Consider the following 19,029-nt stretch of genomic DNA (forward strand, 5'->3'; position numbering starts at 1 on the left):
CTATTCCGCCGCTATGGATTCGGGCGCAGGCGCGTGTGAAACATCAATCTCGCCGGAGATGAGGCGCGGGAGGAGCATATCACGGGTGGTGCGGAGGTTGGTGTTTTGGTTGGCCAAAATATTCAGCAACTCTCTGAATCCTCCAAGTGACCCTTCCAAATCTGCCAGAATAGTTTCTTTTGTTGGAAGCCGGACTTTTGTTTCAAGTAGCACTTTTGCGCTAATACTTTTCCTGGTCGACCCAGTACTCGCCCCCAACATGAATGATTGTGAGAAATCCGAGCGAAGCGCATGCAGGTAGCTAGTTGGATAGAACAGGTCTGACTTTGGTCTTAGTCTGATCAGGTATGATGCGAAAACTGCGTTTATGTTATCCGTCTCAATTAAAGCGACTTTCCCTGGATCTGCCATCCTGATAACCAGCAAGTCTCCTTTAGACAGATGATATTTTCCCAAGTCCGAAGAACTAATTTCGCACTTCGGAACACGCGCCCAATTGATGTAGCTTGTTTTATTTATATCCATTCCGCGAACATAGTTTGGACCTATCTCCACGTTTGGATTGGCGGCGGTGTAGCCATATTGAGTTGTAAATATCTCGGACAATTCAATGTCGTGCGTTTCGGCATGCTCTATTGTTTCGTCAAACACTCGGCGGGCCATTTCTTCGAGGATGGCGATGCGGCGCTCGTTCACTGCGATCAGATCATCATAGGCCGATAGGATTTCTGCAATCCGTTTTTGTATCGTGAGGTGTGGGATCAACACTTCAATGTCGTACAAAAAATTGCGATTTAGAGATGGTTGGGCGCTTCCCGAATTTCTCGAGGCTAGATCAATAGCGCTCAGAAAGTACGCAATAAAACGTTCATGGTTCCCTTTGAAGTCTTTGACATACATACATGTATTGTGGGGCCAAAAATCGCTATCAACGAAGAAAATGCGGCCAATTGATGCGCCGCTTCGTCCGACAGTTACACCTGGCGCAAATGCTTTCGCCACATCATGCCAACCATTTTGTCCCGCCGAACCTTGAACCGGAATTGATCCCGGTTTCTGCTTTTGTGCCGGCAAATCATATCCACGCTGAAGCTCAATGACTTCACCAAGTGTGGTGTTCGACCAACTGCTCACCCCAACACCTCACGCACATTCTTTGCGATCACTGCCTGCAAACCGGCAGCGTCGGTGTTCAATTCTTCCAGTTCTGCCTGCAACTCGGCTAGACGTTCGTGGAAATCAACACCATCATCTGCCTTTTCTGCCACGCCCACATAACGACCAGGATTGAGGGACCAACCTTGGCTTTCAATGTCTGCACGTTTGACTGCCGCACAAAGACCTGCCACATCGCGATAGGCGAGGCCGTCGCCGTTGTCGGTGCCAAATTGTTCTTTGAGCCACTCGTCCGCGCCCCAGTTGAATTCAGGTTCGCTTTGTCGCCACAAGCGAACCACGTTCGCCAGCGCTTCGAGTTGCCAATCTTCAAAATCGCGAAAGGCACGAGTGACCTGACGGAACATATTGCGTGCATCAATAAACAGCACTTCGTCTTCGCGTGGCGTGCCGATTTTACCCTTATCGAAAAACCACAAAGTGCAGGGCAAAGTAACCGTGGTGAACATGTTGGGGCCAACTGCAACGATCACATCCACTGCGCCAGATTCAATCAGTTTTTTGCGGATTTCCATTTCGGAACTGCGGGCATCTGAAGCGGAATTTGCAATAACAAACCCGGCACGACCAGTCTCATTCAGGGCAGCGTAAATCATGCTGATCCACAAATAGTTGCCATTATCCGAACTTGGCAATCTAAACGGAAAGCGCGCGTCGATCACTTCTTTGCCGCCAACATCTTTTTTCAGTTTGGACTTGTCCACCTCAGAAACGTTGAACGGAGGGTTTGCCATGACAAAGTCAAATTTGCCGACACTGTCATAGGGGTCTTCGTAATAAGAGTTTGCTTCGCTTACCTGACCGCTTAAGCCGTGCATGGCGAGGTTCATCTTCATCAGCCGCATGGTTTCGCGCGTCTTCTCAATCCCGTAGATTGAAAGCGTTTTGCCCGGCTCGCGCTGATGGCGAGATACGAAATCGGCAGAGTGCGCAAACATGCCACCCGAACCACACGCGGGGTCATAAACCCGGCCTTCATATGGTTCGATGATTTCAACAATCAGGCGCACGATGGAAGCAGGGGTATAAAACTCGCCACCTTTCTCCATGGTCGCACGTGCAAACTCGCCCATAAAATATTCATAGATTTGGCCAAATGAGTCACCGCTCAGATCGAGTGGCTCCAGCAAGCGCAACAGCTCTAACAGCGTGTCCTTTGGGATTTCGGCGAAGGACTTCGGCAGCGCATCTGCGAGATCGGGATTGTCGCGCTCAATTTGCTCCATGGCATTGTTCAACTCTTTGCCAAGGTCAGCATCCTCAGGCAACTGATTTAGCCATGCAAACCGAGATTGTGGCGTGAGATAGATTGCGCCCCTCGCAACATATTCGTCGCGTCCGGGATTGATGCGTGAACCGGGCTTTGGTTTTAGCATCTCCTCCACTTTGGCAAAACGCGTGTCAGCAAATTTCAGAAACAAAAGACCAAGAACTGGGCGCGAATATTCAGAAGGTCGCAACCCCGAATTTGCGCGCAATTGATCAGCGGTTTTCCAGAGCCTTTTTTCAGTCTCGATCATACTCATCATGTGCAGCAGTCCTTCTTGAATGAATTAGTCTTCATTTTCTATTTGTTGTCGGAGTTCAACCAGAGTTTGCCCGTTATGTGTCCAGTATTGCGCACCTTGTGCGGATTTCCAATGGAAACCGCGCTGTTTTAGAGCCGCTAAAGCTGCCGCAGACAGGCTCATCTCGTCGTTCAAAAACCTTACCCGGTGATTGTCGATTACACTGCAAGTGATCTGATCATCATGTTTAAAATGTAGAACGGTTTCTTTTTCAATGCCGACCATCTTGAAATCGAACCGCTCGGCTCGCTTTTCTAGCTTTTTGATTGCATCAGTATCGTCGGGCGTTTCAACAAAGTCTTCTTGAGGTGTGGCGTCTTCTATTTCCACCAACCGAATGATATCGGCAGCGGCTTCTGGATCGATTTCAAAGAATTCCCGGTTTTTGTTAATTCTGAGTTTTTCGAATGCACGGTGAATGCGGCGTTCTACATTTTTGCTTTCGTCGACAATCGCAGCGTAGTGGCACTCAAAGGGAACAGGGACGCCAGTCGAGTACAATTCTTTCATGCGTTTTAGAATTGGTTTTTTGGTTGTGCCAACCTTGATAAAGCCCGGCATCGCCTCATTGGTTAGGACATAAACTATGCAGTGAAATGGTTTCATAATACGGATAAGTAATCTTTTGCGGTTGTATTCTGAGTAACTGCTTTAGGAATTTGTGGCTATGCGGTTCAGTGTTTTAGAAACCTAGCTAAACGTTTGATGCGATGCAACTTCTGAATGTTGGTCGAATGCAGGGACATGTGGGGGGAATCGTTAAAGCGAAGCTTTGTTCTTAAGCTCACAATACAATCTTTGCCTCCTTCTCCTCATCTTATCCCTTCACCTATTGCCCAGTTGACCTTTGGTTATGCTTGTGAGCGCCATTACTCCAAGAGTACGAAGCAAAATTGTGCTATGCAGGAACGATGCGGTCTGAAAGACTTTAGGTGAATACTTAGAGAATTGACTCCGGAAGGGGAGTACATCGTGTCACTTTCGAAGACAGATTTTATTCATTATTTGAATTGCCCGAAGGCGCTTTGGCTGATGCATAACAAGCCAGATGTCTATCCCCTTGGTAAGTTTTCGGAATATGCCAAAAAACTCGCTAAGGAGGGATATGTCGTCGAAGACTATGTTCGTCAGTTGGTTGAGACTTGGGACAACGCCATTGAGTTTTCCTTTCAAAGGATCTTTAAAACGGATGATGGCCTGTACGCCAAGGCCGATATGATACGCACGCGGAGCGATGGTTTGATTGATCTCTACGAGGTCAAGTCGTCGACGAGCGTCAAAGAAAGTAATCCACACAACCAGTTGAAAGATGCGGCATTCCAAGCGATCGTTGCCAAACGGGCTGGAGAGCAGGTCGGAAACGTATTCATTGTCCATTTGAATAAGGACTATGTTCGGACAGGTGATATCAATCCGTCGGAGCTGTCAATTTTTTCTGACGAAACCGTTCGTGTAAATGCGCTGCTTTCCGAAACAGAGGCTGAAATTGAGGCTGCGCTAATCCTGCTCAAACAGAACGAAATCGATGAAACCTACTGTACGTGCCTAACGTTAGGTCGAGCGCGACACTGCGATAGTTTTGATTATTTCAATCCGACAGTTACCAAACCCTCCATTTACTCGCTACCGCGAATGGGCGGAGTCAAACTTGGGAAATTTGTCAGTGAAAACCGCTTTGGCTTGGATGAAATAGGCTTAAACGAGGTCACGCGATTGCAGCAACCCGTTCTTAAGTCATATAAGGACGGTCAACCCTATGTTGATATTGCCGACATCGAGAGCTTCTTCAATGTCTTGCACTATCCACTCTATTTTTTGGACTATGAAACCTACGCTTCGGCTGTGCCTATTGTTGATGGGCTTGGCCCTCAAGAGCAGTTGCCTTTCCAGTATTCGTTACATGTCCTCGATCAGGACGGTGGCCTTTCCCATCATGAGTACATCGCTGATCAGGCCGAACAGCCTGTGGGGCTGATCGAGGAGCTTCAACGTTCCATCGGTGCCACCGGCTCAATTGTGGTCTGGAACAAAACGTTTGAAAATACCCAGAACAAAAAGATGGGCACGCGATTTCCGGACAAATCCGATTTCATGTCGGACGTTGTAGATCGCACTGTCGATCTGATGGACGTTTTCAAAACTGGCTATGTGGATATTGCATTTGACGGTTCAACCTCGATCAAGAAGGTATTGCCGGTCGTCGTGCCGGATCTGACATACGAGGGTATGGAGATCGCCGATGGCACGGCCGCCATGGACGGTTGGGCCAAGATGCTTGCTGAACCTGACGCGGAGAAGCGAAACGCTCTACGTAAGTCTCTTCTGGCGTATTGTGAACTGGACACGCTCGCAATGGTTCGGCTGTTGGATTTTGCCCGAAAATTGATTGTCTCTTCTTAACGTACGGTTTTTGGTGGGGTCAAATTTCCCCGACCGAGTCCGGTCAAGGGGAAACCCCGAGAACGCACCTATGTGTCTGGCATGCAGCTTGGCGCGCGTAATCCAGCTATTGCGGTTTTGGCCCGTTTCGCCGAAGCACTTAAGATCACGAGTGCTCAGCTTTTGACTGACGGCACATGCAATTAGCCAGCACTTTACGCAGACATAAGTGCATGTGTTAGCATTACATTGAGCCAATGCCGATGCTCAGTGCATCAAATGGAGTGTTGTCGCACGAATGTAAGCTATCGCGCTGTTGGCTCAGAGTTATCGTGCAACTTTGGTTGTTGAAGCACATATGAGATGGGGTTTGCTGCGCCACGTTGTTTGTAGATCTTTCGGTTGAAGTATTTCTCTCTTATGTTGTTGGGCGCCACATGACCATCGAACGCCCACCGTGCATTTGGGCTATTGTCGACCTGATACCATCTATCGACTTCAAATACCTCCACGATGAAGCCTTGGTACTCTGAGAGAACGAGTTTTAGATTGCGCTTATCTGGGTCAGCCATTTTCCAAGACGCGCGCGTGACTTCGTAAAACGATTTGGTTTGTTTGGCTTGTTTGTATTGTCTGTTGATATTGATAATCACACAGCCATTGCCCAATTCGTCGAGTGGTGGAGCTAAGTATTTTCGTTGGACCTCGTCACACGACATCACGCCATAAGTAGATGAATGATGGCCAGAAACCAGATTGGTTAGTTCCAATTGGAAATGGGACGCAAAGTCCAAAACGGCAGACTCAACAATCAAGGAAGTCTTTTCATCAAGGCCGTGTCGAAGAATGACATGTTTTACCACTTTTTCGGCAGCGATGATCTCGCAAACTTTGTCCAATTTGTCGGTTGAAAGCGGAGTCTCAATCGCAGCTTGTGCATGATTAAAGACGCGATTGGCTGTGCCCTTGCCGACATAGAATGGCTTGTTGTCGCGTGGATCAATTAGTGCGTAGACGTAGCAACTAATCTTGTCGATGACGCTGCTATCAAATTCTTTCATTTTATTATCCTAAAAGTAAAACTGACGTAATCAGACCAACGAACGTTGTTGAAGACAACAGCAAAAAGCGTTTATTCACCCAAAACCTACACATAGAACACCCAGCAAGGGCATCCACAGGTGCTGATGTGAATGGAAGCATTGTGTTTTGGTTAGTCAAATTGAAGCGATGGGATCTTTGATGCTTTGACTAATTGTCAGCGTGTCGATCTCGCGATCCAAACAGGCAACCACAGTATGGCAGTCGCATTCGATTTTGTTGTGCCGTTTACGGGATTGATTTCCCTACATTTGGCACTTTTTGCGGCGTTAGAATTGCCGGTTTTGCTGCCGAACTGCCTATTGGGCGGGAAAGTCCGGCGATCGCGGCATGCAAACGCTTCTAATAACTGGTATTAGTTATATACTTACTTATAAAGAACATTAGAAGTATACCTTCTTGTCATCAAATCTAATCGAGAATGTATAACCGCTCGCAATTCCTTGTAACTAACGGTCTTTGACCCCAAATGCCGTTCAGGTGCAGATTTCTTAAACTGTTTTTCAAACCTCATAGCTCGTTCCAGAGGACGCTGCTTCATACGATAGGCACCTTGCTTATAAAAACGATCTTTGTCTAAATACGCTGCAATCATGCGACGGAGTTGGTTGCCGCTCTCTGATGGTGCACTATCCAACCTTGGAACTACGAAATTGAAGAATTTGGAGAAGGTGGTTCTGAAGTTCAACCCCTCGAGGTTCCTGAGTGAGTGCAGGCCTACCTCTTCAAGTGCGTGTCTGCCCAATGTAACTTCAATTCTGCTTCTCTGCTTATTGATAGGTAGATGGTCTCTCGTTCCTTTGTGAGAAATTTGTTTATCTAACTCCTTATGCATAATGCGCCAACTTACATAGGGCGTGTTTTGAGCCCCATAATAGATAGTCGAACCAATCGTGGGTTCCAGCTCCGGTTCGTCGATCACCTTACTCGAACAAATGGCACCTTTTGTGCGCATGAAGTGTTGGGTTGTGGTTTCCCTCGTGCTTAAGCCGCTAGGTGAGACCATTCGCATGCGATCGCTACTTGTCGTGAACTCATTATCAATTGGTTGGAAATGGCGTACAAGCACGGCAAACATGTTTGCAAATGCTTCAAATGAAATTTCTTTCGGCCTAAAATCCAGTGATAGTTCTAGCAAGACGATCTTTGGATCTGCATGCAGTGGAAGATCTGATTGAAACAACTGCTTTAATTTTAGAAAGTGATCCGGTTCAAACTCTTGGATGCGAAATGTGAAGCGGTTTTCTTTTTCGGCAATTTTCGACTGGTCTTCAACCCAAATACTCTCTTGTAAGTGGTTTTTCAGATGACGTCGAATGTCACTAAACTTCAAGCCAAGTTGTTTGGGTTGAATTTCAAATTCGATGAAGTCGAAACAAAAACTAGTGCGGTATTGGCTAAGGTCTATTTGCGGAATGGCAATCTGGTCGTTTGCATACCTATTGTGACTAAGCTTGTAATTTGGTGCCGACACTAGTTTGTAGTGCAAAAAGGAGGGGATAGCGCTATTCAGCAACGGAACAGCATGGGGTGAGCGCATAACTTCAACCGGACCAATTCTCATGGCGATTTCCTTTACATGGCGGATAGTGTCACATTGGGATTGGATCGTTGGAAATCAAGAGCCAGAGATGAGGATGTTTTAGGTTTGTTTGATACCTGCGTTTTGATAGAGGAGCCTAAGGCAAACGAATGTCGCGGCAACTGGCTGCATCCCCATGAGACAGTGCTTGTTTTTCTAGGACTTCGACTAATCGGGCGTGAATGTTCAGGTTTAGCTAATTGGCTTTCTAGCCATTTGTACAATTTGCATTTCCTGTCTTTTGACGCTTGGCAGGGCGCTGAATGTGTGGAGTTTATCTATATAACGCTGTTCGGCTGTGGGGCAATATGACCCGGCTGATCCCGCTGGGTCAGTTGCTAGCCTTTCCTAAATTTCGAAACAAGCTAACTAATCAGAATCCTGATTGAAAATTGTGGAATTATCGAGTTGCGTTGTTGATTGGCTGGAAAACGGAATAGTCATGCAAATCAGTTTTCTATGTGCTTTGGTGTCCGTGCGGTAGCAACTCAGCGGTTTCATGCTGAGTGTCTATCAATAGCTGTTTGGATATCTAGTTGTTAAGCTATTTAGGCATTTGGCTAGTTAGCTATGCCGTCTAGTTCTCCCGGCAGTAGTGATCGTGGGTGGGGGAGGGAAGAGTTTTGTCTAAACAGCTCTTCCCTCAGTTTAAGTCTAGCTCAAAAGTGCAACAAGCACGCGCTTGGCTCGTTCATCAAACACTGGGTGAGGTACGGACGAGCGGATCGCGTGAATGATCTGACGTTCTGGCTCAGATAGTTGTGTGTCTAACTCTTCTTGGATTGCAGCAAAGAGTTCTTCTCCAAAGTGCTCCATAATCATTAAGCGGAGAAGTTTGCCTTTCGGAATTTCCAAGGCTTTTTCCAAATCCATTGCCCGTTCAAATGACACTTTGGTCGATCCTTGTTTGATCATTGTAAGCATATTGGGGTTTTGGTAGTTGGCCTCTGCGGCAATGACCTTTTGCGATTTGCCTTCTAGGCGTAATTCTTCAATCCGGTTAGCAATGAATTGCTGCACAGTTTTAGGTTTTTTATTCATTTGTTTTGGGACTTTTATAGTGAGTTGAACTTACTTCACTAATATTGCAACAGAACATTGGGAATGCTCATAAAACTGAAATTGCCTGATCTTTTTTTTAAAAGTGCCATAATGCATCTTACGCGAATCCGGAGTGTAGCAGCTATTTAGTAATGTCTCATATTAGCAAGTTAGAAATGTCTCATCAAGTTGAGCTACCAGTTTATGATGAGGCATGCAGATATGGGATTGTTTATAATGAGTGAGAAAGAACTTCTGCGGATCAAAGTCATCGAGGACGTTCAAAAACAGCGCATAAGTGTGGTTCAGGCGGCCAATACGATTGGTGTGAGCCGACGCCACATGACACGATTGGTGGCTGAATTTCGTCAGAATGGTGCATTGGGCATGACTTCAAAGAAACGCGGCAAACCAAGTAATCGGACTTATTCAATAGGTTTTCGTGACTATGTGTGCGAACTGGTCAGGCAGAACTATCACGATTTTGGTCCAACCTTGGCGCTCGAGAAGCTTAGTGAGCTACATGAAGTGTCAGTATCCAAAGAGACCCTGCGCAAGTGGATGATACACGCTGGAATTTGGACTTCCCGAAAAGAACAACGCAAACAGCACATTCATCAGCCCAGAAACCGCCGCGACTGTTTTGGTGAAATGATCCAGATTGATGGATCTCATCATAGATGGTTTGAGGAAAGAGGGCCAAGGTGCGCCCTGCTCGTCTTTATTGATGATGCAACGAGTAAGATTTTGCATCTTCGTTTCTGTAAAACAGAGAACGCATTTGATTACTTTCACGCGGCAAAGTCATATCTGCACGAATATGGTAAGCCGATGATGTTTTATAGCGACAAACACGCGGTTTTTAGAACGACACATGCATCAAATAAGGATGCAACTTCGGGTATGACCCAATTCGGTCGTGCACTTCATGAACTGAATATTGACATCATTTGCGCCAATTCTCCACAAGCCAAAGGTCGTGTCGAACGCGCAAACAAAACTCTACAAGATCGATTGGTCAAAGAGCTACGCCTACGGGGTATCAGCACCATTGAAGATGCCAATGCGTTTATCCCTGCGTTCACAGCCGACTTCAATCAACGGTTTAGCAAAGTGCCGCATAATCCCAAAGACATGCATCGCCCCTTATCCAAGCATGACAGTTTGGATGGCGCCATGTGCAACAAGGTCGAACGCACGCTTTCGAACAACCTCACCATTCTTTACGACAAAGTGCTGTTCATATTGGATAAATCAGATTTTGCTCTAGGGCTTACACGAAAGAAGGTAATGGTTTGCGATTATCCGGATGGGCGGGTTGAGGTTCAATATGATGGCATATCCCTGCCCTACAAAACCTATGACAAACTCCAATCGGTGAACCGTGCTGAGATTGTTGAGAGCAAGCGCCTGGATGCTGTTCTTGAGTTTGTTGCGGTGGAACAGGCAAAACGCGAACTCAAGCGTAGTGGAAATGCACCCCGCAGGACTGGCCAAGGACCGTCCATCTTTGGTATTCCAAAGAAGAAGGGTCGATCGAACTAGAGGGAATTTCCAACCTATCCTAAGGTCGGCAACGCGGAGAGGTTGTGTGTAAACGAGAGGTTTGAAACTTTCTGGCAAGCAATTCTTCCGGCCGGTCGAGCCCAGTTGGTTAGTCGTCGCTCGTCGCGTAATAACACGTGTTCCAAGCTTCTAAGCCCTATCTTGGCTTCTGCTTTCAATTCAGCGATGTCACCGAACATATTGACCGGTGTCACGCACCCATTGTCATTTTTCCCCTCTTCTACAGAAATTTTCCAGTTGCAACTAATTCTCAATTGCGTTTACTGTGCGTCAGAATGCGAATAATTCGCAAAAACATGGGCGTCTAATAAATGTTACAACTAATCAGTTTGAAGACACTCGGCAGCAATTCTGGGTGGCTAACATGAAATCAGCAAATAAGAATGAGTTAGTAAGTCGACGTGGTGTCTTACTTGCTGGTCTTGCTGCAGCTGGAGGTGCTGTCGCAGTAAGTGGACGCGCAAATGCACAAGAGTTGCCTTATGGATCTGAAGCTTCGACATCGACAATGGTGACGCATGAAAACATGGCGGCGCATGGTGGTATGATGACTGTCGGCGAAGTGGACAACGTGGCCAACGGTTTTGACCCAATGGCGTTGTTGACGGATTGGGATGTTGGTACAACCGAAATCCTGCCAGACGGGAGAACACTGAGAACGTTCGAGGTGCAAGCCGAGGATAAAGAAATTGAAATTGCGCCCGGCGTCTTTTACCCAGCTTGGACGTTCAACGGTCGTGTCCCCGGTCCAGCACTCCGCGCGACGGAGGGTGACCGTATCCGCATCATATTCAAGAATTACGGATCGCACCCGCATTCAATGCACTTTCACGGCATTCACTCCGCGCGGATGGATGGTGTGAACGGCACTCCTGGACTGATTGGTCCAGGTGAAGAATTTACCTATGAGTTTGACGCCAAGCCGTTTGGTTGCCATTTGTATCATTGTCACGCATTGCCACTAAAACGACACATGGCAAAAGGTATGTATGGCGCTTTTATCGTTGATCCTGACCCGAAAAAACACGTTGACCACAACGACGTAGCCCGTTCTCGGTTGAAGGGTACTGCCGAAAATGCTGAGTGGCAGGAGCTGGTCATGGTGATGAACGCCTTCGACACAAACTTTGACGAAGAGAACGAATTCTACGCCGCAAATACAATTCCATTCGCCTACATGAAAAAGCCCATTCGGATCGAAAAAAGCCGCCCAGTACGTATCTATCTGATCAATACCGTCGAGTTTGATCCTATTAACTCGTTCCACCTACATGGCAATTTCTTCGATTACTACAATCAAGGCACTACTTTAACGCCAACGCTGCGCACCGTCGACATCATTACACAATGTCAAGCAGAACGTGGGATTTTGGAGTTCAGCTTCGCCGAACATGAGCCAGGGCTCTATATGTTTCACGCTCATCAGGCCGAGTTTACAGAACTGGGTTGGATGGCGAACTTTGATGTAGTGGAGGCATAAAAATGGAAGATAGACAAACATTAGGTCGACCAAAACTGATTTGGTTGATGATGCCGCTGGCGCTATTAGTTGCGGCCATAGGCTGGATTATTTTGACCGATCCATTTCAAAGTTTAAAAAGCAACGCACCACCTGTTGAAGCCGTAACATTTGAACGCACTATCCTGAACGACCAAGGCCTGAGAATGTTGGTCCGAGCGGGTGGATCAGACCCAATGCGGATTGCCCAAGTTCAGATTGATGCCGCCTATTGGTCGTTTGTCCAAACACCGCCGGGAAATATCTCACGCGGTGCCACCGTGTGGCTGGATATCCCATATCCATGGGTTTTGGGCGAAGCGCATGTCGTGACCGTTGTCACAACAACAGGTGCAACATTCACCCATGACATTGAAGTCGCGGTCCCCACTCCAAAAATCTCGCTGGCACAGCTGCAGTTTCAGGCTCTGATTGGTGTTTTTGTAGGTATAGTTCCGATAGTTTTTGGTCTGATGTTCTATCCGGTGCTGCGAGGTATCGGTCAAAGCGGCATGAATTTTTTGATGGCGCTGACTATAGGCTTGCTATCCTTCTTGCTTGTCGATTCAATAGAGGAGGCACTTGATATAGCTGGAAGTTCGGCCGCAATTTTTCAAGGTCCTGTCATGGTGATCTTGGTTGCTGCGTCCACTTTTTTGCTGCTCATGGCCGTCGGACAACGTGGTGGCCCCCCAACCGGCGTTGCTTTATCGACATTCATTGCTCTTGGCATTGGATTGCACAATCTGGGTGAAGGGTTAGCAATCGGTGCTGCGTTCGCAGCTGGATCAGCCGGACTTGGGACTTATTTGGTGCTGGGATTTACATTACACAATATCACTGAAGGCATCGGCATAGCCGCCCCCATCCTTAAAAAACGTCCGCCTTTGTGGGTATTTGCAAGTCTTGCTCTGCTCGCCGGAGGGCCAGCTGTAATTGGCATTTGGCTAGGCAGTCTAGCTTTCTCGGCACAGTGGGGGGCTTTTGCTTTGGCCATCGGTGCAGGTGCAATTCTCCAAGTTGTGGTTCAGGTTGGCGCATACGTAATGCGCAGCAACAAACTGGGGATGGAGACGTTCCTGAAACCATCTATACTAAGTGGCTTAGCGACAGGCATTGCATTCATGTACGTCACGGCCGCATTCGTGAAAATATGAGTTTCAATGCAAAAACAGGGACCAAAAACGATGCCGTCACTATCTAGGGAATTGGCCCTCAGCATGGCTTGGATTGTTGCTCTAATTGCATCACTGACGGTTCTATTCATTGGTGAAGTGCTGGGGCAGACACCCTGTGTGTTGTGCTGGTTTCAACGGACATTTATGTTTCCATTGGCAATAATACTCGGGTTTGGTCTTTGGTGGAAGGATAGGCATGTGGGGAGATACGGGTTGGTATTAGCGATAGGTGGCGCGGGGGTCGCACTATGGCATCTAGGCCTTTATTTTGGATTTATACCTGAGCGCATCCAGCCCTGTACAGCAACTGGCCCGTCCTGCACTGATGACAACCAATTGGTCTTTAGCATACCTATCCCATTAATGGCCTTCGTGGCTTTTACACTTATAGGCGCGTTATCCGCGTTTTCTTTAACGGAGCCGAAAAAATGAACAGGCGAAGTCTAATATTATCAGCACTCGCCCTTGGCGCAACGGGTTTTGGGGGAGCTACCTGGTATGCAACTCGTCCCACCCCGGTCGCTGAAACTGAAGCTGTAACACTTGAGTTAGCAGAGGCTCTGATGAGGCCCTACTCTCCAGTCCTTGGTCCCAAGACCGCGCCAGTCACAATAGTAGAGTTTTTCGACCCAGCTTGTGAGGCCTGCCGCGCTTTCCATCCGATTGTTAAAGACATAATGGCCAAACACGGGGACGCAGTTCGTGTGGTGATGCGGTATACGCCTTTTCATGGTGAGGGATCCGAAACGGCTATCCGTGTATTGGAGGCCGCACGGATGCAGAACATGTTTGAACCGATACTTGAGGCCTTGTATAACGAGCAACCAAATTGGGCTTCCCACGACGGAATAAGGTCTGATTTGATTCTTAACGTAGCTGTCCGCGCAGGCCTGGACGAAGATGCGGCTCTCATGCAAATGAAAGCTCCACAGACCCAGGGAGTTCTCAATCAAGACCGTAACGACGTTGAAGCCATGGGCGTTCGCCAGACTCCGACCTTTTTCGTAAACGGAAAACCTCTGGAGCCGTTCGGTGAAACCGAACTAAGACGACTTGTTGCAGCTGAAGTTGCTGCATCTAAGAGCTAAACAGGAAAGTCAATAATTAGATGAATGTAATGGTGAAAAGCCTATTAGCAATCTCTGTGACACTCCTGAGTTTTGTAGGGACCGCTTTGGCGGAAGTGGTGGCCGAAGACGCATGGTCACGCGCATCTATTGGTATGACCCGTCCTGGTGCCGCTTACATGAATATCCGTAACGCGGGCGTCGAAACAGAGGTACTAATTGGTCTTCGAACGGATCTTGCACTGAAACCGGAGATACATTTGTCGTCGATAAACGACAAAGGGGTAAGTTCCATGCTGCCTGCAGGGGAGATTGAGATCGCGCCTGGCGAGACCATAGAGCTAAAACCGGGTGGCCTGCACGTGATGCTGATGGGACTTCAACTGCCTTTGATGGAGGGAGATACTTTTCTTCTGACACTCCTTTTCGCTGACGACGATGAGGTAACCGTCGAGATTCCCATCTTTGGTATAGCCGCGAGGGGACCAGGGAACTAATGCCACGTCGGAAATTCCTCGTTTATGGCGGCGCGGGCGCTCTCGCGCTCGGCGGCGCGCTCTTTGCTGGCTGGTGGCAAGTAGATGGGCCGGGAGCACCGGGACTAACTCGTCAACGCCCCCTGCCGCTTTCATCAATGAGCTTTGCCTTGATCGACCACGAAGGAAATAAGGTAGGTCCAGGAATGCTGATTGGACAGGCTACAATGGTGTTTTTTGGCTTTTCTAATTGCCCGGATATTTGCCCCACAACCCTTAGTGATATTTCTAAGTGGCTCGACGCCCTAGGAGATGATTCTGATAAGATTAACGTCGTGTTCATTACAGTAGACCCGGATCGAGACAATGCTGAAGCAATGGCAGAATATGTGAGATATTTTCACCCAGCTATTCGTGGGTGGACAGGCTCGCGTAAAGAAACTGAAAAAGTAGCAGACGAGTTTGGTATCACATTTGAGAAGATGAACTTCGACAATGGTGGTTACTCTATGAATCACACCGCCAGCGTCTTTCTTTTTGACAAAAAGGGCCGTTTTACCGGTGTAATCGACTATCATGAGTCAAAAGAATTTGCTGTTCCTAAAATCCAACGTGCAATGCGGGATTAGACTTAAACGCTTGATCGGCGCAATTTCATTGACTCGATGCGGATGTTGAGCCAGCGCAAACAGTGGCTCGAATTGAGGCATTCTAACGATTAGTTGATCCAACTGAAGCGGAAGCAGTGCCGCGAAGTCCGTTCGATGCATCGTCAAACAACTCGACCCAAATACCAGCATGTGCCTGAGACTGACGCTTGATATAAGTGTAAGGCGTTTCCGACCAGCGTAGAATCAAACCGTCTTGGTTATCCAAAACCAAATCACCCCTGTCAGTACGTACCATGAGTACAGCATGCCCCGCACCGTTGGCTTGCCGAACAACAGTAATTAGTAAAGTACTTTTTGGCCATCCAGCGTCGATCAGCGCGCGTCGTTTTGCAAGAACATAGTCTTCACAGTCGCCTGCACCGTTTGGATATGTCCAAAACTCGGCAACTCGATACAAGTCCTGGTCAGTTATTGGTCTGATTTCCGCGTTGTACTTTTTGTTAATCTCCAGAAGCTGGCTCCAGTTGTCTTGGTTCAATGTCACTGCTTGCACTTCGATGCTGTTTTTTACACATTCAGCAGGACGTGTTTGACAAAACTCAACATGACCGATCGGAATGCTGGTAGCAGTGCCTGCTGGTGCAAACGCGGGATTGTCAAAGTTCATCGCCAAAGCTGTGGTCGATGGTAACCATGAACATACAGTCAGTAGAATTATGACAAGTGCCGAACGTAACATAATTTAGCCCCTCTTTTCCTTGAGAAACTAAATGTTGGAAGTTTTTGCACTGACAAACTGGGCGCCAGCATTTTATTAAAATTGTATGGGTTTTGGGAGAACAATAGTAACAGGTAACGCGATCATAAAATTCCGACTGTCGTATCGCGGTTGGTCGGAGCAATTTTCGCCCAAAACCCACGTCTAAAATTGGATTTTTAAATATGAATTTGTCCGACTTAATTCGAAAACCGACATTAGTGGTGTTGGCTGCAACAGCATTGAACGCGAGTGCCATTGCTGAAGACAGTGTAGCAATCATGATTGATGAAGGAATTTGGATCGAGTCGCCAAAGCTAAAACATAATTCAGAGGGCGTGCTTGAGGCGTTTGTGGTCGTTAACAATAGAACCGACAGGGTAATTGCTGTAAACTCGATAAGTGCAAATAGGCTCGGCGACATTCAAATTGTGAATAGATCAGGAGCAACCGTTGCTTTACCTTTGTATATTCCCATTCACTCTGAACTTTACATCCAACCTGAAAGTGTGCGGATCCAAATAAGCCCGTACCAAGGGCCGATTGAGGTTGATAGTGCTATATTTTCAATTGCTCTCGGAGAGCTAGACCCAGTAGACGTTAGTTTCAGATATGTTGAGGCAAACAAACCACTGCCTGACCACCATGACTATAAACACTGCGAAATCTGCTAATTCTGTCCTTTTCCGAGGTTTTGAGCTGAATCTTGGCACCGATGTAACCTAGTTTGTTAATGGGACTGTTAATCCAACAATGTTGCCGCATCCATTCCACATTCACGATGTGAAATTTCGCATTCTAGATCGCAATGGCCAACGTCCGAACATAGGTGAACGTGGTCATAAAGATGTTGTTGACGTAAACGCCAACAAATGATCACCTTTATTACTGGGATTTTCGGACTACGCAGAATCGGACGCACGCTACACGCAACATTGTCACAAACTAGGAAACGAAGATGCAGCAATGATGAGGCTGCTTGTTGCCACTAAATAGTTTTCAGGAAAAATTGGGCCATCGCAATAATGCCCATTTTTCGATCGACGATCATCGTTGTTTTCTATCAATCGGAACCTTGAGAAAGTCGACAACTGATTGTTTTGTGGCAGTGTCGTTCAGAGGTCAGATCTATACCGGCTTTTGCTAAACTCCTTTAGACCCGTAGCAAACTTAAAACGCCAGCTAAGCGCGGGTTTTTCGACTATGTAGTATGAAGCAGCAGCCAACAATATTGTAATTGGTGCGGCAATCAAGAACAGTGTATAGGTTTCTATTTCCGGCAATGTGGAAAACACCATTTGTTTTACAGTGAAGCCGTAAATGTAAATGCCGTAGGAAAAATCACCCCAATTATTGAATGCGCGATTACCTCGTGAAGGCACATATGCAGCCCATATAGTGCCATAACCAAGCGTCAATATAAGCGTGAATTGGTAAACTTCAGTAGTGCTGACAAAGAATGTTATGAGGCAAAGAAGGGCGAATACAGGTAAATTAAGCGGCAGACTTTCACGGTATAAAAATCCAGCAGCACCAACAAGATAACACAATCCGAACCGCAACATATGATCGACGGGGGCAAGACTAGTTCGCAAATCGGTTGCCAACGAAATCACAAAGTACAAAACGACGAATATGCATAAGACAGCCCCAAATTTTTTCTTGTTGGCCAGTATCCCAAATATTCCAAGCAAACCAACACCAACATATGCAGCAGCTTCCCACCTTAAAGTCCAAAGCGGTGTGTTTATTTCTCCTGCAGCCGGGAGGATCTCAAATACACCGGGCAAGTTTTGATAGTCATCGATAAGCGAGCTTGTGATTGGAACGTACAGCCAAGTTTGCAGAGTTGAAAAGTACTCTGCAAACTCCAATTGAGTGAATAGTGGGCCAAAAAGGAAAGCGGAAAGCAGGGCTGCTACAAACAGCCCCGGGATTAAGCGTAACACCCGTGCAGCAGCGTATTTCCAAATGTCATTCGATCGAAGATAACTTTGCGCCATCAGAAATCCGCTGATCACGAAAAACACGTTCACAGCAAGGCTGCCAAGCGTGTATCCAAGCTCTACTGAAAGCGGTTCAACTGCATCATTGCCACCAACAACAATAGCAGCGTGGCTCCATACGACACTGAATGCCGCAAGGAAGCGCAGCAGATTGTAGTTATTGTTGCGTCCGTCCATATAGTCTTCAATGGTCTTGGCCAATAGATCTACCTTTTGATGTTGAGACGAGCGATTTGCAGATGTTTATGTTTCCATTGAAAATCGATCCAAGCAGGCTTACTGGTCGGTTTTGTTGCTTTCCTTTCTTTCGAGCGCCACCATGTTTTGCATTTCAGACAGCGGGATTGCACCTGGTGCAATTTGGTTGCCGATAACGAATGATGGGGTGCCGGAGAAGCCGATGGCATTTGCTAGTTGCATCGATAAAGAAATGTGCTGGCTTACCGCTTCGCTATTCATGTCCTGTTGCAGTTTTTGAAGGTCCAAGCCTAGTTCTGTCGCTGCGGTCAAAACAGTTTCTTGGTTTGCTTGGCGCAGGTTCATAAGAGCCCAATGCATTTCTTCGTATTTACCTTGCTCTCTGGCAGCCAAAGCAGCGCGCGCAGCAAAAACCGAATTGTCGCCCAATACCGGCCATTCGCGGTAGACTAGTTTAATGTCACTATCGCCGGTGATGAGTTTTAGCACATCTGGTGCGACGCGCTTGCAGTACGGACAATTGTAATCAAAGAATTCGACAACAACTATTGTACCGTTTGGGTTGCCCAAAACCGGCGCATTTGGATCGTTGTCCAGTTCCTCACGGTACAGCTCAAGTGTTGATTTCATACTCTCCAACTTGCGCTGTTCATCTTGGGCGCGAAGGAGCGTAATTGCTTGCGCGATGATTTCAGGATTTTCCAAAATGGCGTCGAGTGCGAGCTGTTTGATGCGATCATCGTCGTGGCTGTCAGCTATGGCATAGGTTGAAAACGTCGCAATTGCGATTGCAAGGAAAATTGATATGGCTTTGTGAAACATAAA

At 47.1% G+C, this 19,029-nt stretch carries 19 protein-coding genes; 10 read left to right on the forward strand and 9 right to left on the reverse strand.

Annotation, left to right across the window (positions count from 1 at the left end; all coding sequences use genetic code 11):
- Genes O4H47_RS13350 through O4H47_RS13360 form a run of 3 tightly spaced genes read right to left on the reverse strand, consistent with a single transcriptional unit; the run spans nucleotide 1 to nucleotide 3,350 of the window.
- The gene (locus tag O4H47_RS13350) at nucleotides 1-1,134 is read right to left on the reverse strand and encodes a restriction endonuclease subunit S (RefSeq protein WP_269394496.1); all 1,134 of its coding nucleotides are present in this window, start codon (nucleotides 1,132-1,134) and stop codon (nucleotides 1-3) included.
- Nucleotides 1,131-2,705, reverse strand: a complete 1,575-nt coding sequence (locus O4H47_RS13355) for a type I restriction-modification system subunit M (RefSeq protein WP_269394497.1) — start codon at nucleotides 2,703-2,705, stop codon at nucleotides 1,131-1,133. Before O4H47_RS13355 ends, O4H47_RS13350 begins: the two co-directional genes overlap by 4 nt.
- Nucleotides 2,706-2,729: 24 nt before the next feature.
- A complete protein-coding gene (locus O4H47_RS13360; RefSeq protein ID WP_269394498.1) occupies nucleotides 2,730-3,350 on the reverse strand; it encodes a GIY-YIG nuclease family protein in 621 nt (206 codons plus the stop codon).
- A gap of 366 nt (nucleotides 3,351-3,716) precedes the next feature.
- Between O4H47_RS13360 and O4H47_RS13365 the strand changes: the two genes are divergently transcribed.
- A complete protein-coding gene (locus tag O4H47_RS13365; protein ID WP_269394499.1) occupies nucleotides 3,717-5,144 on the forward strand; it encodes a DUF2779 domain-containing protein in 1,428 nt (475 codons plus the stop codon).
- A 284-nt stretch (nucleotides 5,145-5,428) separates the two neighbouring features.
- Here the strand turns inward: O4H47_RS13365 and O4H47_RS13370 are convergent, their stop codons facing one another.
- The 3 genes from O4H47_RS13370 to O4H47_RS13380 all read right to left on the reverse strand — a co-directional run bounded on the left by O4H47_RS13370 (nucleotide 5,429) and on the right by O4H47_RS13380 (nucleotide 8,847).
- Complete coding sequence (locus O4H47_RS13370; protein WP_269394500.1) at nucleotides 5,429-6,184, reverse strand: LEM-3-like GIY-YIG domain-containing protein; 756 nt, start codon at nucleotides 6,182-6,184, stop codon at nucleotides 5,429-5,431.
- Nucleotides 6,185-6,591: 407 nt separating this feature from the next.
- The gene (locus O4H47_RS13375) at nucleotides 6,592-7,788 is read right to left on the reverse strand and encodes a hypothetical protein (RefSeq protein WP_269394501.1); all 1,197 of its coding nucleotides are present in this window, start codon (nucleotides 7,786-7,788) and stop codon (nucleotides 6,592-6,594) included.
- 672 nt (nucleotides 7,789-8,460) lie between these two features.
- The gene (locus O4H47_RS13380; RefSeq protein WP_269394502.1) at nucleotides 8,461-8,847 is read right to left on the reverse strand and encodes a hypothetical protein; all 387 of its coding nucleotides are present in this window, start codon (nucleotides 8,845-8,847) and stop codon (nucleotides 8,461-8,463) included.
- 222 nt (nucleotides 8,848-9,069) lie between these two features.
- Here O4H47_RS13380 and O4H47_RS13385 point away from each other — a divergent pair, with 222 nt between their 5' ends.
- The 7 genes from O4H47_RS13385 (at nucleotide 9,070) to O4H47_RS13415 (ending at nucleotide 15,261) form a co-directional block, all read left to right on the forward strand.
- A complete protein-coding gene (locus O4H47_RS13385; protein WP_269394503.1) occupies nucleotides 9,070-10,392 on the forward strand; it encodes an ISNCY family transposase in 1,323 nt (440 codons plus the stop codon).
- Between the two features lie 385 nt (nucleotides 10,393-10,777).
- Nucleotides 10,778-11,893: a multicopper oxidase domain-containing protein gene (locus tag O4H47_RS13390; RefSeq protein WP_269394504.1), complete on the forward strand. Its 1,116-nt coding sequence runs from the start codon at nucleotides 10,778-10,780 to the stop codon at nucleotides 11,891-11,893.
- Between the two features lie 2 nt (nucleotides 11,894-11,895).
- Entirely contained in the window at nucleotides 11,896-13,068 is a 1,173-nt protein-coding gene (locus O4H47_RS13395; RefSeq protein WP_269394505.1) for a ZIP family metal transporter, read from the forward strand.
- Between the two features lie 30 nt (nucleotides 13,069-13,098).
- Nucleotides 13,099-13,521, forward strand: a complete 423-nt coding sequence (locus O4H47_RS13400) for a disulfide bond formation protein B (RefSeq protein WP_269394765.1) — start codon at nucleotides 13,099-13,101, stop codon at nucleotides 13,519-13,521.
- A complete protein-coding gene (locus O4H47_RS13405; protein ID WP_269394506.1) occupies nucleotides 13,518-14,177 on the forward strand; it encodes a DsbA family protein in 660 nt (219 codons plus the stop codon). Before O4H47_RS13400 ends, O4H47_RS13405 begins: the two co-directional genes overlap by 4 nt.
- Nucleotides 14,178-14,197: 20 nt before the next feature.
- Nucleotides 14,198-14,653, forward strand: coding sequence for a copper chaperone PCu(A)C (locus tag O4H47_RS13410; RefSeq protein WP_269394507.1), 456 nt, complete (start codon nucleotides 14,198-14,200; stop codon nucleotides 14,651-14,653).
- A complete protein-coding gene (locus tag O4H47_RS13415) occupies nucleotides 14,653-15,261 on the forward strand; it encodes an SCO family protein (protein ID WP_269394508.1) in 609 nt (202 codons plus the stop codon). Before O4H47_RS13410 ends, O4H47_RS13415 begins: the two co-directional genes overlap by 1 nt.
- Before the next feature lie 82 nt (nucleotides 15,262-15,343).
- Here the strand turns inward: O4H47_RS13415 and O4H47_RS13420 are convergent, their stop codons facing one another.
- Nucleotides 15,344-15,982 (reverse strand): transglutaminase-like cysteine peptidase, encoded by a 639-nt coding sequence (locus O4H47_RS13420; protein ID WP_269394509.1) that lies wholly within the window; start codon nucleotides 15,980-15,982, stop codon nucleotides 15,344-15,346.
- A gap of 203 nt (nucleotides 15,983-16,185) precedes the next feature.
- On the opposite strand from O4H47_RS13420, the gene O4H47_RS13425 reads away from it, so the two are divergent.
- Nucleotides 16,186-16,674 (forward strand): hypothetical protein, encoded by a 489-nt coding sequence (locus O4H47_RS13425; protein WP_269394510.1) that lies wholly within the window; start codon nucleotides 16,186-16,188, stop codon nucleotides 16,672-16,674.
- A 79-nt stretch (nucleotides 16,675-16,753) separates the two neighbouring features.
- Nucleotides 16,754-16,876, forward strand: coding sequence for a multicopper oxidase domain-containing protein (locus tag O4H47_RS18175; RefSeq protein WP_419719633.1), 123 nt, complete (start codon nucleotides 16,754-16,756; stop codon nucleotides 16,874-16,876).
- Between the two features lie 239 nt (nucleotides 16,877-17,115).
- Here O4H47_RS18175 and O4H47_RS13430 read toward each other — a convergent pair whose 3' ends face one another.
- Both O4H47_RS13430 and O4H47_RS13435 read right to left on the reverse strand, forming a co-directional pair.
- Nucleotides 17,116-18,207 carry an acyltransferase family protein gene (locus O4H47_RS13430; RefSeq protein WP_269394511.1) on the reverse strand — a complete coding sequence of 364 codons (1,092 nt, stop codon included), beginning with the start codon at nucleotides 18,205-18,207 and terminating at the stop codon, nucleotides 17,116-17,118.
- A 75-nt stretch (nucleotides 18,208-18,282) separates the two neighbouring features.
- Nucleotides 18,283-19,026 (reverse strand): DsbA family protein, encoded by a 744-nt coding sequence (locus tag O4H47_RS13435; protein WP_269394512.1) that lies wholly within the window; start codon nucleotides 19,024-19,026, stop codon nucleotides 18,283-18,285.
- Nucleotides 19,027-19,029 lie beyond the last annotated feature (3 nt).

The organism is Maritalea porphyrae, assembly GCF_027213965.1.
Taxonomy (GTDB): Bacteria; Pseudomonadota; Alphaproteobacteria; order Rhizobiales; family Devosiaceae; genus Maritalea; species Maritalea porphyrae_A.

Excerpts from the sequence above, each read along its gene's own strand:
- O4H47_RS13400 (WP_269394765.1), top strand. The coding sequence starts at position 13,099 with ATGCCGTCACTATCTAGGGAATTGGCCCTCAGCATGGCTTGGATTGTT.
- O4H47_RS13410 (WP_269394507.1), top strand. The coding sequence starts at position 14,198 with ATGAATGTAATGGTGAAAAGCCTATTAGCAATCTCTGTGACACTCCTG.
- O4H47_RS13385 (WP_269394503.1), top strand. The coding sequence starts at position 9,070 with ATGGGATTGTTTATAATGAGTGAGAAAGAACTTCTGCGGATCAAAGTC.
- O4H47_RS13425 (WP_269394510.1), top strand. The coding sequence starts at position 16,186 with ATGAATTTGTCCGACTTAATTCGAAAACCGACATTAGTGGTGTTGGCT.
- O4H47_RS13415 (WP_269394508.1), top strand. The coding sequence starts at position 14,653 with ATGCCACGTCGGAAATTCCTCGTTTATGGCGGCGCGGGCGCTCTCGCG.
- O4H47_RS13395 (WP_269394505.1), top strand. The coding sequence starts at position 11,896 with ATGGAAGATAGACAAACATTAGGTCGACCAAAACTGATTTGGTTGATG.
- O4H47_RS13355 (WP_269394497.1), bottom strand. The coding sequence starts at position 2,705 with ATGATGAGTATGATCGAGACTGAAAAAAGGCTCTGGAAAACCGCTGAT.
- O4H47_RS13370 (WP_269394500.1), bottom strand. The coding sequence starts at position 6,184 with ATGAAAGAATTTGATAGCAGCGTCATCGACAAGATTAGTTGCTACGTC.
- O4H47_RS13390 (WP_269394504.1), top strand. The coding sequence starts at position 10,778 with ATGAAATCAGCAAATAAGAATGAGTTAGTAAGTCGACGTGGTGTCTTA.
- O4H47_RS13420 (WP_269394509.1), bottom strand. The coding sequence starts at position 15,982 with ATGTTACGTTCGGCACTTGTCATAATTCTACTGACTGTATGTTCATGG.
- O4H47_RS13380 (WP_269394502.1), bottom strand. The coding sequence starts at position 8,847 with ATGAATAAAAAACCTAAAACTGTGCAGCAATTCATTGCTAACCGGATT.
- O4H47_RS13435 (WP_269394512.1), bottom strand. The coding sequence starts at position 19,026 with ATGTTTCACAAAGCCATATCAATTTTCCTTGCAATCGCAATTGCGACG.
- O4H47_RS13375 (WP_269394501.1), bottom strand. The coding sequence starts at position 7,788 with ATGAGAATTGGTCCGGTTGAAGTTATGCGCTCACCCCATGCTGTTCCG.
- O4H47_RS13405 (WP_269394506.1), top strand. The coding sequence starts at position 13,518 with ATGAACAGGCGAAGTCTAATATTATCAGCACTCGCCCTTGGCGCAACG.
- O4H47_RS18175 (WP_419719633.1), top strand. The coding sequence starts at position 16,754 with ATGTTGCCGCATCCATTCCACATTCACGATGTGAAATTTCGCATTCTA.
- O4H47_RS13360 (WP_269394498.1), bottom strand. The coding sequence starts at position 3,350 with ATGAAACCATTTCACTGCATAGTTTATGTCCTAACCAATGAGGCGATG.